This is a genomic window from Steroidobacter agaridevorans, assembly GCF_009932555.1.
GTDB lineage: Bacteria > Pseudomonadota > Gammaproteobacteria > Steroidobacterales > Steroidobacteraceae > Steroidobacter > Steroidobacter agaridevorans.
Genome location: NZ_BLJO01000007.1, coordinates 298,344 through 314,141, shown reverse-complemented (window position 1 = coordinate 314,141; position 15,798 = coordinate 298,344). Strand labels below are relative to the sequence as shown.

Below are 15,798 nucleotides of genomic sequence, written 5' to 3'. Positions count from 1 at the left end.
TTCAACAGTGCGCGCTCCAGCGGGAGGGATCGCGCCACCCCATTTCCATGCATGTGACCTGGCGCGTATCGTGTCGCACCTTTGCATGGAATTTGAGGTGGGTCGTGGATCGAGTGACTAAACTGAAGGCGGTGTTGGAAGAAGCGGGAATCGCCGACCACGAGCCCTACGTCTACGAGGAACAGGCTCAAAAGGAACCGGGGGCCATACTCGAGACGGTGACGCTTTTTCGGGCGATTCAGCAGGAGATGCTGGGGCGTGACCGAGCTGATTGGCTGGACCTGTTTGCGAAGAACATCTCACAACGCCAGAGTGGCCAGTCGCCTTTTCATGAAGCCATATGCGCGGTCGCAGCCTCGAACGTGGATCGAAGCGCTCTCATCGAAGTGATCAGGTATTTCCAGTCGCACATGGTGTATTTCTTCTTGAACATCCATGACGGCACGAGGCCGGTCAGGCATGAAGACGAAGGCTTGACCTTCAGACTCGCCTATGAGGACCGGGCAGGCTATGCCGACGACGATTACGACCGAAAGATCGATCGCATGCGGCTGCTTCCCGATGAGTTGCACGCCCTTTACGAGAATTTCCTCACGGACAGCGGCGACGATTTCCTTTCCCGCTACTGATAGATCCGCTGGCGGACGGCGGGCGAAAAATCTGAAAGTATCGAAGACGGCGACGCGACGCTGGAGGCGCAGTATCGCTTCGAATACGGCAGTGAGCTCCTGTTCTATAGTCTCGAGGGGAAATTCATCCGCATGGATGGAGTACTCTCTTAACGCGGAACGCCGAAGACAGGTCATTCTCGAGATCGCTGGAAGGCAAGAACGGATGCACGAAGTCTCACGCCGCGAGCTCATCGGTGAGCTGGCATATATGCAGCAGCACGGCACTAGCCTCAGCATGCTGATCATTACCGTGCGCAATACATCCAACGGCCTGCTGGCCGGAATCGTGGGTGGGGTGTTCAGTCTGGACTATCCGATTGCAGGTTGGCTCGATTTCCGCCGCACGCAGCGGTTCAAGGCATTCTGCAAGCGGCAGGGGTTCTCCACCTGCCGGCAGAAATGGGGAAGTGAGCGCGTCATTCGCGCCGAGATCGGGATGAACCCCGCGAGTGCCGCGGACGCGATCGATGCATGTTTCTCGGCGGTGTTCATGGAGAGCGGTTCGTTCGGTTTGGTCCTTCGTCAGTTTGGATGGTCGAAGCAGGCAGAGGCATGAGAACGGAGAAATTCCTGCCCCCGTGGCTGGTTTGGCTCATCGGCGGGGCGGTTTTGGGCGTGCTGATGCGGGTGATCTTCGGCGCAGTGCCATCCCAAGTGTCGGGCGTGATGTCCATCGCCTTCCTGGTGGGGACGCCGACGGCGGCAGGGGCCATCACCGTTTACGGCGCGAGACACGCTTCCGCTTCCTGGGCGTTCGCGATTTTTGCGCCCTGGGGCACCGTGTTGCTCATGATGCTCGGCTGCGCGCTCACGCTGTTGGAGGGGTCGATCTGTATCGCGCTGCTGACGCCCCTGTTTCTTGCCTGCGCGAGCGTCGGCGGTGTCGGAATGGAGTGCGCGCTTCGAGCTGCGAAAACGCGTCAATCGCATCTGAAGGCAGTCGCACTGCTGCCATTGCTCATATTCGTGGCTGAGAGCGGAGTGGACCACCGCACCCAGAGCCGCGAGCTTCGCAGCAGTATCCTGATCGACGCAGCGCCGGGCACGGTATGGAAGGAAATTCTAACGGCACGGGCGATCCAGCCCGCCGAGCTGCCTTTCAGTCTGACGCATCTCATCGGAGTGCCTCGGCCGGTGGAGGGGATCCATGTCTCGAGTGCCGACGGTGAGGTTCGATATTCGAAGTGGGAGCGCGGAGTGAGCTTCCGGGCTGTCGTAACGGAACGAGTCGAACAGAAGTCGATCACCTGGCGCTACCTCTTCGACGAACAATCGTTCCCGCCCGGGGCGATGGACGAGCACGTTGCCATCGGCGGTCGTTATTTCGACATCGGCGACACGACGTTCAACCTGCGTCCCGCACCGGGCGGCCGGACGGAACTCCAGATCGTGGCTCACTATCGCGTCACGACCCGAATCAATTTCTACGCCGTTCCCGCGGCGACCATCCTCGGCAAGGACTTCATGGCCACGCTGCTTGGCTTCTACAAAGGCCGCAGCGAACGCGCCGAGCCCGGCTGATTCTCACGGCCATCGCCGGGCGCACGACCTCAACTCTTCTCTCGAATTGGAACGATTCGAGCCGCGAGCGATTCTGCGGGTGCCAGCTGTGCGGGCGTCTGAAGGAGGATCAGCTATGCGCTGTAATGAAATCATGAAGGCCGAAATCGAGTGTGTCTCGCCCGAGACCTCGATACGCGAAGCCGCCAGGAAATTGCGGGATCACAGGATCGGCTTTCTGCCGGTATGCGACGAAGCCATGCGGCCCGTCGGGACACTTACGGATCGCGATATCGCCATTCGAGCGGTCGCCGAAGAGATGCCGCTCGATGCTCCTGTAGAAGCATGCATGACGTGGGATGTGGTGAGTTGCAGCGCTTCGGATGACATTCAGGAGGCCCGCGACCTGATGGAGAGCTATCAGGTGTCCAGAATCATTTGTACCGGCAGGCAGGGACGCGTCGAAGGCATCATCAGTCTGTCCGACATCGTCGATGTGGATGAGGACAGCGGCGCGCAGACGCTGCGTCGTGTGAGCCAGCGCGAAGTGCGCGGTGATAGCCGTTTCCTCAGCCCGGGCCTGTGAAGGCGCCGTGCTGTTACCCAACCCTCGGAGGATCTGAAGATGATGTCGAAAATCCTGATCGTGTCGGCGACGGCATTGCTGACATTGACGACGGCCTATGCCAATGACGACGACAAGCACACCGACAAGCAGGCGAGCGCGACGTTCAAGGCAATGGACGCCAACCGCGACGATCGCCTGACTCAGAACGAAGTGGCCGGCGATCCGACGCTGGCGCAGAACTTCACGGCGCTGGACCGCGATGCGGACGGCTATTTGAGCAAGAAGGAGTACTCGGCAGCGGCCGACAAGGACCACATGAAGGACGAGAAGGAGCCGCGTCCTTATTGATGAAACCAATGGCCCGCGGTGAGGGTGGCGCACAGAAGTGCAAGCGAAACTGAGAATCGTCCATTGTGAGCCGGTTGCGCGGAGGTCAACCTAGCGCCGCACTTCACAACGAGATCGATTCCAGCGCATGGCCACCCTCATCGGCGGCATTGGTGTTTCGCATACCCCGACCATCGGTTTCGCACGCGACCGGGGATTACGGGAAGAGGCCGCCTGGCGGCCCATCTTTCAGGACTTCGACGTGGTGCGGGACTGGCTGGCCGCGGCCCGGCCGGACGCCATGGTGGTGATCTACAACGATCACGTCACCTCATTCTTCTTCGATCATTACTCGGCGTTCACGCTCGGCGTCGGCGATCGCTATGAAGTCGCAGACGAAGGAGCGGGACCGCGTTCGTTGCCGGCCGTGCCGGGGGATGCGCGGCTAGCTCGTCACATCGCAAGGTCGTTGACCAGCCAGGAGTTCGACCTGGCGATGTTCCAGCACAAGGCGCTCGACCACGGCTGCTTTTCGCCGCTGTCGATGCTGACGCTGGATAAAGGCAAGTGGTCGACGCCCATCGTGCCGCTGCAAGTCGGCGTCCTGCAGTTTCCGCTGCCGTCGGCCGCGCGCTGTTTCAAGCTCGGCCGCGCGCTGCGCACGGCCATCGAGAGCTATCCCGAAAATCTCAGAGTGGCGATCGCTGCGACCGGCGGCTTGTCGCATCAGATCCATGGCGAGCGTACGGGTTTCAACAATACGCAATGGGACAACGAGTTTCTCGATCAGCTGGAGCAGTGTCCCGAAGCATTGACCAAACTGACTCACGCCGAGTTCGCACGCCGCGGCGGATTGGAAAGTGTCGAAGTCATCATGTGGCTGATCATGCGAGGCGCGCTCACGCGAGAAGTAAAGCGCGTCCATCGCGGCTATTACCTGCCGTCGATGACTGCCATCGCCACATTGATCCTGGAGGACGTTCAGCCGGGATTGAGCGAGGCGGAAGTGTCGGCGGCCCGCGCGGCCGCGGTTAAAGAAACAGACGGGCTGGATGCAATCGAGGGGACTTATCCGTTCACGCTCGAGTCCAGCGCCCGCGCCTATCGCTTGAACCAGTTTCTGCACGGCCTGGTGGCTCCCGAAGCGCGCCAGGCATTCGTCGCAGATCCAGAGGCGGCATTTCAAAGCGCGCGGCTGTCCGAGCAGGAACGAGATCTCGTGCGCCGGCGCGGCTGGCTCGAAATGATTCGTTATGGCGTGACGTTCTTCGTGTTGGAGAAGCTGGGCGCGGTCCTCGGCATTTCCAATCCCGAGATCTACGCCGCGATGCGCGGCATGACACTCGAGGAGTTCCTGCGCACCCGGCGCACCAACATTGTTTATTCGGTCGCGCCCACGAGCGAGGGCAGCTGACCGCTGGCAATTCGATTCATACTAAAGTCGATGGGGGGAATGTATGAAAGGTTCGTTTCATGCGAGCGCGGCCGCGCTCGTCGCGGTTTCAACGTTTGCGACCGGAGCTGCGGCACAAGAAACACCGGCGGCCGAATCGCAAGTGCTCGCCGAAATTCTGGTCACCGCGAGCAAGCGCGAGGAAAAGCTGCAAAGCGTTCCGGCCAGCATCGTGGCGGTGACCGCCGACACCATGGCGAAGCAGCAGATCCTGCAGATCAAGGATTTCGAGCAGTTCGCGCCGTCGTTGAACTTCCAGTCGGGCGACGAGGCCCGACTGTTCAACTTTTCCATTCGTGGCGTGGGCTCCGAGTCCTTCTCGGTGGGCGTCGAGCCCAGCGTCTCGACCATCGTCGATGGCGTGGTCTACACGCGCCCCGGCGCGGCGTTCGACGGTCTCGGCGATCTCGAACGCGTCGAAGTGCTGAACGGTCCGCAGGGCACGTTGCAAGGGAAGAATGCGTCCGCCGGTGCGGTCGTCATCATCACCAAGCGGCCGAACCGGGATGAGTTCGAGGCGAAGGTCGATTACACCATCGCCGAGGACAACGATCACAACGCGAGCCTGATGTTGACCGGGCCGGTGAGCGACACGCTCGCGTATCGCATGTACAGCTACTACAAGCGCGCGGACGGCCAGGTCATCAACGTGTCGAATGGCGACACCGTCAACGATGTCGAAGGCTATGGCGCACGCGGCAAGCTCGAGTTCGAGCCCAAAGAGGGCGTCAACCTGCTGCTGTCGGCCGACTACACCTATCGTAAGTCGGGCTGCTGCGGCGAGCCGATTCGCGTGCCCGCGGCGTCGGGCAATGTCACCGCGGGATTCACCGGAGCCGCCATCGGTCCGGACAGCAACGAAGTCAATTTCAACACCTTGCAGGAAGGCCACCAGGAGAACAGCGGTGTGAGTCTCGAAGGCAACTTCGAAGTCGGCGAGCTCACGCTCACCTCGCTCACGGCCTATCGCAGCTACGAGGACTATGCGATCCGCGATCGTGACGGCACCAATGCGCCGTTCACGGGCGTGACCGCTCAGCAATTGTTCGAGGCGACGCATCCCGGCATCGGCCAGGCGGATGCAACCGTGCTGCTCGATGACCTGCTGGTCAATTCGCTGAGCTTCGCCTGCCGCGACGGCGTGTGCGGCGAAAGTAACAACCTGGAGATGAACGACACCTTCAGTCAGGAGTTCCGCCTGACATCGCCGGGCGGCGGCTTCTTCGATTATTTGCTTGGCCTGTATTACTACGACTCTGCGGTGGAGCGCGATGTGACGATCGCGGGCGTGCGCTCGAATATTGCGGGCAACGTGAGCTTCCCGACGCCCACCTCGGTCGTCGTCAATCGCGCGACGGCTTATGTGCTCGCGGACATGCTCACCAAAGTCGATACCGTCAACAAAGCCGTGTTCGGCAATTTCAACATCCGCCCGGCCGATAGGCTGACCTTGACCGCGGGCTTCCGTTATCTGCGCGACGAGCTGAAGTGGAATCACAAGAAGGTGACGGGACCGAACGGCGATCACATCGGCGGCGGCGTCGGCGCCAATCCGGCCGGGCAGGCCATGGCGGGCGCGAATCTCGGCACGCCGCAGTTCAATGCGATCCGGGAATTCAGCGATGACGCGCTGATCGGCAAGCTGTCGGCGAAGTACGAGTTCACGCCGGACTTGCTGGTGTACGGCTCGTGGGCGCGAGGTTACAAAGGGCAGGCGGTCGATGCGGACATCTTCCTGTCGCAGGACGGCTTCAACGCAAGCCCGGTCGCGCCGGAAGAGTCGCGTGCGTGGGAAGGCGGCTTCAGAAGCAGCTTCCTGGAGCGTCGCGTGCAGTTCAATGTGACCTACTACGACACCGTTTTCAGCGGCTATCAAACGGCGTCGACCGGCGTCGACGGCTCCGGTTCGCCGGTGTTGCGCTCGGCGGGCAAGTTGTTCACGAAGGGCGTGGAGACCGATGTGAGCGTGCGGCCGCTGGAGGGACTGACGCTGACGGCGCACGCGGAGTTCAGCGATGCGGAGTTCGGCGATCTGTTCGTCACGGCGACTCAGAATCTGAAGGGCGGTGTGCCGCTCAACGCGCCGGAGACGAAATATGGCTTCACGGGCGCTTATGACTTCGGCGTCGGTGCTTGGGAGGCGACGTTCGCCGCGAACTACAGCCACACGTCGGAAACGCTGTTCACCAACCTGGCCGATGCGACCAATCCGAACTCGCCATGGCTTCGGCCAGCCTATGACATTGCTAACGCGAGCATCAGCCTCACCTCACCGAGCGAGAAATACCGGGCCGTGCTGTTCGTCAAAAATCTGTTCGACGAGCACTACGTGTCCAGCTTGCGACGTATCTCCGGCTCGGTGGGCGGCGGCGGGGCAGTGGCCCAGTCGATTCCGCGGGACTTCGATCGCTACTTCGGCATGACGCTGTCGGTGGGCTTTTGATGGAGCAAAGCAAACGTGAGCTCGCGACGCGGGCCGGCGTGATCGCCGGCCTGGTCGGCGGCATCGTCATCTGGATCTATGAAGCGGCGGTCTGGGTTGGCGCGCAGAACCTGATGCCACTGGCCGGAATTCCACGTAACGCCACCGGCCTGGTGTTCGGCAAGCAGCTACAGGAATCGCTCGGTTGGATCGCCTACCTGGTCGGCACCGGGATCCATTTCCTGTTTTCGATCGCCTGGGGCGTGTTGTTCGCCTGGATCTGGCCGTATTTCCGCGAGCGCGGTTACGAGGCAACATTTCTTGGATTGATCTATGCCGTAATAGCATGGATCGTGATGCACGCCGCGATCATGGTGGCTTCCGACAATCACCCCGACTATTTCGATCCGGTGGTGATCATCGGCGGCTTCATGTCGCACTTCTTTTTCACGATTCCCCTGGCGCTGATCGTGAAGCGTCGCCTGGGCTGAGACGCTTGCGCTCGCGGTACTTGCTGGGCGACTCGTTGCAGATGCGGGTGAAAAAGCGCGTGAAATAGGCCGGATCCTGAAAGCCCAGCCAATAAGCGGCCTGCGCGACGGTCATGTCCGAATACACCAGGATGCGCTGGGCCTCGACCCGGAGCCGATCATGCAACAGATTGCTGGGCGGCTGACCTTCCACCTGCAGGCAGGCGCTGCGCAGCTGCGCCACCGGGACTTTCAGCTCGGCGGCGAACTGCGCGACGGTCCAGCCTTCGCGATAGCGCCGCTCCAGTAATTCCCGGAATTCCCGCACCAGCGCGGCGTTTCCACTGCTGTTCTGGCGGAGCGCGGTGGCGGTTTCGCCGCGACGAAGGATTGCGACCAGGACAGTGAGCAGGCAGGCTTCGGCCGCGATCACGTTGCCGGCCGCTTGTCCGTCGAGCTCGCGGTCCAGCCGCAGCAGGGCGCTGCGAATATCGGATGTTTCTTCGTCGTCGACGGCCAGCGACAGGATGCGAGGCTCGCTCCATACGGCGCGCAGCTCGGGCATGCGGTCGAGCAGGTTGCGCAGGTAAGGTTCGGCGACGGTGAGTACCCAGCCGTCCGAATCCATGCCATAGTCGAACCCGTGCACCGTGTTGACCGGCACGATGAGCACGCTGGGGCTCGCAAACGGCCGGCGATCGGTTTCGACTGTCATGAGTCCAGCGCCGCCCCGCACGAATACGATCTGACCGAAATGCGGATGGCTGTGCGGCTCGATGCGCCAGCCGTTGGCGCGGCAGCGGTCGGCCAGCGGCTCCACGTTGACGAACCAGTCGCCGACGCCGCTCGCCGCTTCTCCGTACAGGTGATAACGGGGAACCGTGGCGCCTTCGGTCCGCCCGACGAATCGAACTCTGGACATGGCAATTCCGGAACGAGTTGGGCAGCATGGTATAGCTTGCATGGTGCAAGAGGAACTTGCAGCGCCGGGGGGCGCGCTTCAGGGTTTGTTCACTGAAGACAATCAGGGGTTTGCATGTCTGAAAGACAATCGGCGTTCGGGCCGGGTCGATATCGTTGGGTAGTCGTCGCGCTGCTGTTCGTGGCCATGATCATCAACTACATCGATCGTCAGATGATCGGTGTGTTGAAGCCCGGCTATCTGCAACCGGAATTCGGCTGGAGCGAGCGCGACTACGCGAACATCGTCACCTGGTTCCAGGCGGCGTATGCGTTGTCGTATCTGTTCTTCGGCAGATTCGTCGATCGCATCGGCGCCAAATGGGGCATGGGAATCGCGTTCACGGTCTGGACCATCGCGCACATTTCACATGCGGCGGCTCGCAACATCACGCACTTCATCATGGTACGTGTGCTGCTCGGCGTGGGTGAGGGCGGCGGCTTCCCGTCCAGCATCAAGGCCGTCACCGAGTGGTTTCCCAAGAAGGAACGTGCGCTCGCGACCGGCATTTTCAACGCCGGCACCAACATCGGCGCGATCCTGACGCCGCTGCTCGTGCCCTTCATCGTCGTCGACCTGGCGATGGGCTGGCGCGCGAGCTTCGTCATCGTCGGTGTAGCAACGCTGCTGTGGCTGCCCGCATGGTGGATGCTGTACACGGCGCCGCGCGAAAACAAACATGTCACGCCGGGCGAGTTGGCGCTGATCGAGAGCGATCCGCCCGACGTGGGCCCGAAGATGCCGTGGACGCAGGTCGTGCGCATGCGCCAGACCTGGGCCTACGCGCTCGGCAAATTCCTGATCGATCCGGTGTGGTGGATGTTTCTGTTCTGGCTGCCGGACTTCCTGTCGCGCACGCGCGGCCTCGATCTGAAGTCGTTCGGCATCCCCATCGTGGCGATCTATCTCGCCTCCGACGTGGGCTCGGTCGCCGGCGGTTGGTTGTCATCGCGTATGCTGGCGCGTGGCAGCACTCTGGCCAGCGCACGCAAGACCGCAATGTTGGTGTGCGCGCTTTGCGCCTTGCCGATTGTCTTCGCTACCAAGGTCGAGAGCTTGTGGGCGGCCGTTGCGCTCATCGGCCTGGCGACCGCTGCACACCAGGGCTTCTCAGCGAACCTTTACACCCTGCCCGGTGACGTCTTCCCGCGCTCTGCAGTGGGCACGGTGATCGGCATCGGCGGCATGCTGGGCGGCGTCGGCGGAATGTTCTTTGCTCAGTTCGTCGGCGAAGTGTTGCAGACCGTCGGTGACTACACGCCGATCTTCATGGTCTGCGGCTCGGTGTACCTGCTCGCGCTGCTGGTCGTGCATTTCCTTGCCCCGGGCTACCGGCCGGTCGAGCAGACGGGCGGGCCGGATTACAAACCGGCCGAACAAGCGCAGTAGCGAGAGGATCAAGTTGTCGCTGCGATCACGCTCGACGGGCAGCGTCGATCGCAGCGGCAAGTTGCCACATGCTGGCCCGAATCGCCGCGGGCTTGCAGGCGCCGAATCCCAAGAGCAATCCGTTCTGACTCGAGCCGCTCCCATAGCGATATGCAGAGAGCGGCACGACCTCGACTTTGCGCGCAGCGGCTTGAGTGCAGACGAGCTCGGCATCCACTCCCTCGAGATCCGCAACGGCGTGCAACCCGGAGTGAACGGGCCGAAGGCGCAGGGCGGCGCCGGTGCGGTCGATGGACGTGCGCAGTGCGTGCAGTCGCTCCGCATACTCCTGCTGCATGCGACGGACATGTCGCTGATAGTGGCCGCGGGTGATGAACTCCGAGAGGATGAGTTGTTCCAGCAGCGGCGGATGAACATCGCTCGCCACTCGCGCCGTTACGAAACCATCCACTACGTCGCTCGGCACGATCAGGAAGCCCAGTCGCAGCGCTGGAAACAAAGTCTTGCTGAACGAGCCGGCGTAGATGACGCGGCCGTCGGGATCGAGCGCGTGCAAGCAGGGCAGAGGGCGAGTGTCGTAATGGAAGATGCAGTCGTAGTCGTCTTCCAGGATCCACGCCAGCGATTCGCTGGCCCACGCCAGGAGCATGTGCCGTCGCGCCAGGCTCATGGGCATGCCGAGCGGAAATTGATGTGAAGGGGTCACATACGCGAGGCGGACGCGGCTGCTGTCAGGCGTCGAGCGATCGATGATCATGCCTTCTGGATCCACCGGCACGCACACGGCTTGGGCGCCGGCCGAGAGCAGGGCGCTATGTGCGCCCGGGTAGCCCGGATCCTCGATCCAGACGGCATCGCCGGCATCGAGCAGCAAATGAAACACGAGGTCGATGCCGCGTTGAGCGCCGGCGACGACCAGCACCTGGTCCGGATCGCAACTGGTCCCTCGCGAGCGCATCTGTTCGGCGATCGCTTCACGCAACCGACGCAGCCCGGCCAGACGCGAATAATCCAAGCGCGCGGGCGACAACGAGCGGACGCACTGGCGTGCGATCTGCGACCAGAGTCGGACTGGAAACAAATCGACTGCGGGTGTGCCGACTCGAAACGGGCGGGGCGGCAAGGGCGAGCGTCGATCGACGGGGCGTGTGCGTGCCAGAGACCGGCCGCGCGCTGACAGCAATGGATGTTTCATTGTCGACGCCGACGCTACGACACGCAGAGCAGGTCGCCGGTCCGGCAGCTCCTTTGCGATATAAATGCCGGAGCCCGGCCTCGGCACCAGGTAGCCTTCGGCCTTGAGTTGCTCGAACGCCAGCAGCACGGTGGTGCGCGAGACACCCAGATCGGCCGCCAGAGTCCGTGTCGAAGGCAAGCGGCTATCGGTCGGCAGCAGTCCTTCCACGATCGAGCGGCGAATACAGAAATAGATCTGTTCCTGCAGCGTCTGGCCGATCGAGGGCTCGATGCGCAGAGGCAGTGTGACCGTCTTGACCATGACGCGCTTCCTTGCGTTCGCTCACACAGAAGCACCGACTCCGTCGCTGCAGCCGGTGCGTATCTCCTATGGGTCCTATGGGTCCATCTTGAGATCAGCGCAAGGAAAGCGCAATCGCGCGGGCCATGGCTTCGTGGCCGGCGTCGTTCGGGTGAATGCCGTCGCCCGAGTCATACGCAGGCAGGAGTTGCAGCGGATTGCCCGGGTCGCGCAGCGTCACGTCGAACTCGACGACGGCGTCGAACTGCCGGCTGGTGCGGATCCACTGATTCACGGTCTGGCGCTTGGCTTCGTTCTCTGGTGTGTGGACGTTGGGGAATGGCGTGCTGGCGTTCGGTGGGATCGTCGCGCCGTAGACACGCAGCCCGCCGAGTCGTGCGCGACGGACCAATTGTTTCAAGCCAGCGATGATCTGCTCCGCGCTGACGATCTCTTCGGGCACGCCGAAGGCAGTCGGGAAGATGATGTCGCCGTAGCCCAGCTCGATCAGCACTTGATCGACGCCGGTGGCATTCAGGACTTCACGATCGAAGCGCGACAACCCTTTCGGGCCACAGGTGTCGAACAGCAATCGCCCGCAGCCGCTCGATTGATTCAGCACTGCCAATCGCCCAGGGCCGATCGGCGGATTGAACCAGCGTGACAACACGTCGCTGACCCGGCGATTTGCATTCAGCGTCGTGGTCGAGCCTTCGCTGATGGAATCGCCGAACAGCGCGAGCCCATCGACACTTCTCGGCGAAAGCACTTCGACGAACGTCAGGACATAGCGCGACACCGACGTGTCGTCCTGAACGGGCAAGTCGACCGCAGCGCTGAAGTTGCCCGGCGCGGAGGTGTACGCAGTTTGATTGGCATTCTCGTGATAGGTCACGAAGCCGGTGTTCTGCGGGAAATACAAGCTGATCGCGAGGCGTGTGTTCGACGGCACAGCGAAGTTGACGGGATCGCTCAATGCCGTCGCGCCTTCCGGAATGACAACTGAGGCCTGTCCACGGAATGTCAGCGCGCGATCCGTGCCCGGCGCGATCGAAGCACCCGCAGATTGAACTGCAACGTGCGCGGCGCCAACGATCAAAGCGCCGACGCCATATTCGTTCGACAGCTTTATCCGAACGCGACTGCCGCCGACGGTGATAGGAATGATCTGCCGCACCGTCTGGTTATCGAACGATCTCGATCCTGCACCAAGCGCCGAGCCATGCGCCATCGGCGGCACGCTCCACGTCGCCACCCACCGCGGCCCGCCGAGATCGGCCGACGCCGGTTCCGTCGTCTGCGCGCTGACTGAAGCGACGCTGGCGATGCCGATGAGCATGCCGGCCGCCGCTCGCATCGCCTGGCGACGCGACCACTCTGCTAATTTCTTCATGAGCAACCTCCTGTTTATCCATTCCCTTCGCCGCGCAAAGTCTGCATACGCACGCCGCTGGCGTGGTAGCTCCACTTCGATGCAGTTGGATAAAGCCAGTTAGGCGCGCTCTGCTCGCGCGCTCGCGATCATTCTTCTTCGTCGCCCGGATAAGTCAGCTTGCCTTTCACGACGCGAGCCGGCGGCGTATGTGTATGCGGTGTGGAGTGTGTGGCGTCGAGAATGTGGATGACCTCGATTCCCCGCAGGATCAGCACGTCGGCAATCAAGCGGCGGTGACAGCGCCACCACACGGCTTCGGCGCACATCAGGGTGGTGCGTTCTTGCCTGGCGAGATCGATCAGCTCCGCCAGTCCCTCCGCGAACTCCTCGGATGAGAGGTGATCGGCGTAGCCTCGGAAAGAAGCATTGCGCCAGCCGGTGTTGGGAGAGTCTTTATGAGTGCGCCGTCGACCGCCGAGTTTCGGAAACCATCGATAGGCGATGCCCAGCCGCTCCAGATCTTGCGCCATGGTGTCCTGATCGAACTGCGGCAGTCGTCGCGAGCCGGGCAGGCGGCGCACGTCCGCGACCGCCTGCAGCTCATAGGCTTGCAGCAGGCTGACGAACTCGTCCCATGAATGGGTGGAATGGCCGAGGGTCCAGACGGTGGTCTTCACTTCTTGTGCCCTACCTCCGGATTCCAAACGGTGCAGAGCCGCTGCAGTTCCAAGCGTCGGCCTTGCGTCGATCCCGGCCGGTAGCGGTATCATCGCTGCCAAAACCAGGAGGGGGCGATCCGATGATGCGTCGTATGTTGCTTGCGTTACCCTTGGCGCTCGGTCTGTCGGTCGTGGCGGGAGAGGCGGTGATGGCGAAAGAGGTTCCGGTGCTCGGCAAGATCGAGCGCCTCGATCCGGTGTTCGACAAGCTGGTGGAGCCGGGCGCGGGCATCGAGCTGCTGGCCGAGAAGAAGTTCGAATGGTCGGAAGGCCCGCTCTGGGATGCTGCCAAGCGCCGCGTGCTGTTCTCCGATATTCCCCGGAACATGATCTGGGAATGGTCCGAGTCCGGCGGCCTGAAAAAATTCCTGCAGCCCTCGGGCTACACCGGCGCCGAGCCGTTCACCGGCCGCGAGCCCGGCTCGAATGGATTGACGTTCGACAAGGCCGGCGAGCTGGTGATGTGCCAGCACGGCGATCGGCGGATTGCCAAGCTGAGCGGCGGCAAGTTCGTCACGCTGGCGGACAAGTACCAGGGCAAGCGCCTCAACAGCCCCAACGATCTGGTGTTCAAGTCGAACGGCGATCTGTATTTCACCGATCCGCCGTATGGCTTGCCGAAACAGGTGGACGATCCAGGCAAGGAGCTGGATTTCCAGGGCGTGTATCGATTGAACGCGCGCGGCGAGCTCACCTTGCTGACTCGCGAGCTGAGCCGGCCCAACGGTCTCGCATTCTCACCGGACGAGCAGACGCTCTACGTCGCCAACTCCGATCCGAACAAGGCGATCGTGATGGCTTATCCGGTCAAGAGCGACGGCACGCTCGGCGTGGGCAAGGTCTTCTTCGACGCGACCAAGGCCGCGCAGGAAAAGAAACCAGGGCTGCCCGACGGCATGAAGGTCAGCCGCGATGGCACGCTGTGGGCCACCGGCCCGGGCGGCGTGCTGGTTTATTCGCCAGCCGGCAAGCACCTGGGTACGCTCGCGACCGGCGTGCCGACGGCCAACCTGGCCTTCGGCGACGACGGCAGCACGCTGTACATCACAGCCGATAAGAACCTGGTTCGCCTGCGGACGAAAGTGAAGGGCTGGTGACGGCGGTCGCCGCGCGCTCGATCACTTTCGCGACCGCCTTTGGATTCGAAGTCATGACTACGTGCGAGCCGCCGTGGACCACTTCCGTATATCTGGATCTGGCGCGTTCAGCCATGAATTGCAGGACTTGCGGGGGAATGTTCTTGTCCCCATCGCCATAAATGAACCATGAAGGAGTCGTTTTCCAGGCAGCGGCGCCGCTCGCTTCATTGAGCGCCGCTTCTGTAATGGGACGCTGGCCCGCCGCCATCGACGCGGCCTGCGCTGGCGATACGTCCGCGGCGAACTGTTCGTGAAAGCGACTTTGTTGAATGTAGAGATCCTTGCCGCCATCGGCGAGCGTGACCGGCGGCGCCAGCGCCGCGCCGAGCGTGCTGCCCGGGAACTTGCCTGACAGCGTGGACGCCGATTCGCCAACGTCGGGCGCGAAGGCGGCGACATAGACCAATGCCTTCACGTTAGACGCCTGGGCTTCGGTGATGACCGAGCCACCATACGAGTGGCCGACCAGCACGATGGGTCGTTTGATGCCGTTGGCGATGTCATCGACGTACTTCGCATCGTTCTTGACTCCGCGCAACGGGTTCGCGACGGCAACGACGTCATAGCCATCCTTTTTCAGAATCGAGATGACGCCGTTCCAGCTCGAGGCGTCCGCGAACGCGCCATGTACCAGAAGGATCGTCGGCTTGGCGGGCTGCGACGCGGCGGTTGAGCCCGTCAGCACGGCGGCGGTGGCGGCGATGGCCGTCAGGATCTTCATGGGAATGTTCCTCGCGGTGTGGGTTATTTCAATCCAGCCTTGTCCAGGCCGTAGAGCGCATCCGCGGAGCCGGGGACGCTTTTGAAGGCGACGCTCAGGCGGTTCCAGCCATTGATCGCCACGATGGCGAAAGTCAGATCGGAGATTTCCTTTTCCGACAGCTGGCCGCGCACGCGCTCGTAGATGTCATCCGGTACGCCTTGCTCCGGCAGCTTGGTGACAATCTCGGTCCACGCCAGGGCGGCACGCTCGCGGGGCGCAAACAAAGTGGATTCCCGCCAGACTGCGACGTGATGCAGGCGCAGTTCCCGCTCGCCGTGAATCTTGGCCTCCTTGACGTGCATGTCCACGCAGAAGCCGCAGCCATTGAGTTGCGAAGCGCGCAGCGTGACCAGATCGCGAATCGATTCCTCGATCGTGCTTTCCTTGAGAGCGAGATTGAACGCGGCGAATTTTTTCAGCAGCTCGGGGGACTGCTGGGCGTAGTTGATACGTTGCATCGTCGATGACTCCGGGGATGGTTGCTTGCGCGACAACCATCCTCGGAGAATCGAGGCGCCGGTTCTTGGAGAAGAGCGGGGCGGTTTGCACGCGCTACGCGCGTGC

16 protein-coding genes are annotated in these 15,798 nt (G+C 62.3%); 10 read left to right on the top strand and 6 right to left on the bottom strand.

Annotated features, from left to right (window positions below; translation table 11 throughout):
- The first annotated feature begins 113 nt into the window (after nt 1–113).
- The 8 genes from GYH35_RS24995 to GYH35_RS24960 all read left to right on the top strand — a co-directional run bounded on the left by GYH35_RS24995 (nt 114) and on the right by GYH35_RS24960 (nt 7,432).
- Entirely contained in the window at nt 114–629 is a 516-nt protein-coding gene (locus GYH35_RS24995; RefSeq protein WP_161811726.1) for a hypothetical protein, read from the top strand.
- Nucleotides 630–834: 205 nt separating this feature from the next.
- Entirely contained in the window at nt 835–1,227 is a 393-nt protein-coding gene (locus tag GYH35_RS24990; RefSeq protein WP_161829796.1) for a hypothetical protein, read from the top strand.
- Nucleotides 1,224–2,192: an SRPBCC family protein gene (locus GYH35_RS24985; protein ID WP_161829795.1), complete on the top strand. Its 969-nt coding sequence runs from the start codon at nt 1,224–1,226 to the stop codon at nt 2,190–2,192. The genes GYH35_RS24990 and GYH35_RS24985 overlap by 4 nt, the downstream gene beginning before the upstream one ends.
- 115 nt (nt 2,193–2,307) lie before the next feature.
- Nucleotides 2,308–2,757: a CBS domain-containing protein gene (locus GYH35_RS24980; protein ID WP_161829794.1), complete on the top strand. Its 450-nt coding sequence runs from the start codon at nt 2,308–2,310 to the stop codon at nt 2,755–2,757.
- Nucleotides 2,758–2,796: 39 nt separating this feature from the next.
- Nucleotides 2,797–3,087, top strand: coding sequence for an EF-hand domain-containing protein (locus tag GYH35_RS24975; protein ID WP_161829793.1), 291 nt, complete (start codon nt 2,797–2,799; stop codon nt 3,085–3,087).
- Between the two features lie 127 nt (nt 3,088–3,214).
- Nucleotides 3,215–4,480: a gallate dioxygenase gene (locus GYH35_RS24970; protein ID WP_161829792.1), complete on the top strand. Its 1,266-nt coding sequence runs from the start codon at nt 3,215–3,217 to the stop codon at nt 4,478–4,480.
- A gap of 43 nt (nt 4,481–4,523) precedes the next feature.
- Nucleotides 4,524–6,962, top strand: coding sequence for a TonB-dependent receptor (locus GYH35_RS24965; RefSeq protein ID WP_161829791.1), 2,439 nt, complete (start codon nt 4,524–4,526; stop codon nt 6,960–6,962).
- A complete protein-coding gene (locus tag GYH35_RS24960) occupies nt 6,962–7,432 on the top strand; it encodes a DUF1440 domain-containing protein (protein ID WP_161829790.1) in 471 nt (156 codons plus the stop codon). Before GYH35_RS24965 ends, GYH35_RS24960 begins: the two co-directional genes overlap by 1 nt.
- Here the strand turns inward: GYH35_RS24960 and GYH35_RS24955 are convergent.
- On the bottom strand, nt 7,389–8,333 hold the full coding sequence (locus GYH35_RS24955; RefSeq protein WP_161829789.1) for a helix-turn-helix domain-containing protein: 945 nt from the start codon (nt 8,331–8,333) through the stop codon (nt 7,389–7,391). The genes GYH35_RS24960 and GYH35_RS24955 overlap by 44 nt on opposite strands.
- 114 nt (nt 8,334–8,447) lie before the next feature.
- On the opposite strand from GYH35_RS24955, the gene GYH35_RS24950 reads away from it, so the two are divergent.
- Nucleotides 8,448–9,761, top strand: a complete 1,314-nt coding sequence (locus GYH35_RS24950) for an MFS transporter (RefSeq protein WP_161811735.1) — start codon at nt 8,448–8,450, stop codon at nt 9,759–9,761.
- Between the two features lie 25 nt (nt 9,762–9,786).
- Here GYH35_RS24950 and pdxR read toward each other — a convergent pair whose 3' ends face one another.
- The 3 genes from pdxR to GYH35_RS24935 form a co-directional block, all read right to left on the bottom strand.
- Nucleotides 9,787–11,259, bottom strand: a complete 1,473-nt coding sequence (gene pdxR / locus GYH35_RS24945) for a MocR-like pyridoxine biosynthesis transcription factor PdxR (RefSeq protein ID WP_161829788.1) — start codon at nt 11,257–11,259, stop codon at nt 9,787–9,789.
- 94 nt (nt 11,260–11,353) lie between these two features.
- Nucleotides 11,354–12,631, bottom strand: a complete 1,278-nt coding sequence (locus GYH35_RS24940) for a GDSL-type esterase/lipase family protein (protein WP_161829787.1) — start codon at nt 12,629–12,631, stop codon at nt 11,354–11,356.
- Nucleotides 12,632–12,759: 128 nt separating this feature from the next.
- On the bottom strand, nt 12,760–13,290 hold the full coding sequence (locus GYH35_RS24935) for a DUF488 domain-containing protein (protein WP_202624656.1): 531 nt from the start codon (nt 13,288–13,290) through the stop codon (nt 12,760–12,762).
- A gap of 125 nt (nt 13,291–13,415) precedes the next feature.
- On the opposite strand from GYH35_RS24935, the gene GYH35_RS24930 reads away from it, so the two are divergent.
- The gene (locus GYH35_RS24930; protein WP_161829902.1) at nt 13,416–14,429 is read left to right on the top strand and encodes an SMP-30/gluconolactonase/LRE family protein; all 1,014 of its coding nucleotides are present in this window, start codon (nt 13,416–13,418) and stop codon (nt 14,427–14,429) included.
- Here GYH35_RS24930 and GYH35_RS24925 read toward each other — a convergent pair.
- Together GYH35_RS24925 and GYH35_RS24920 are read right to left on the bottom strand one after the other, a co-directional pair.
- Nucleotides 14,377–15,192 carry an alpha/beta fold hydrolase gene (locus tag GYH35_RS24925; RefSeq protein ID WP_161829785.1) on the bottom strand — a complete coding sequence of 272 codons (816 nt, stop codon included), beginning with the start codon at nt 15,190–15,192 and terminating at the stop codon, nt 14,377–14,379. The two genes, GYH35_RS24930 and GYH35_RS24925, sit on opposite strands and share 53 nt — an antisense overlap.
- 23 nt (nt 15,193–15,215) lie before the next feature.
- Nucleotides 15,216–15,692: a carboxymuconolactone decarboxylase family protein gene (locus GYH35_RS24920; RefSeq protein WP_161829784.1), complete on the bottom strand. Its 477-nt coding sequence runs from the start codon at nt 15,690–15,692 to the stop codon at nt 15,216–15,218.
- Between the last annotated feature and the right edge of the window lie 106 nt (nt 15,693–15,798).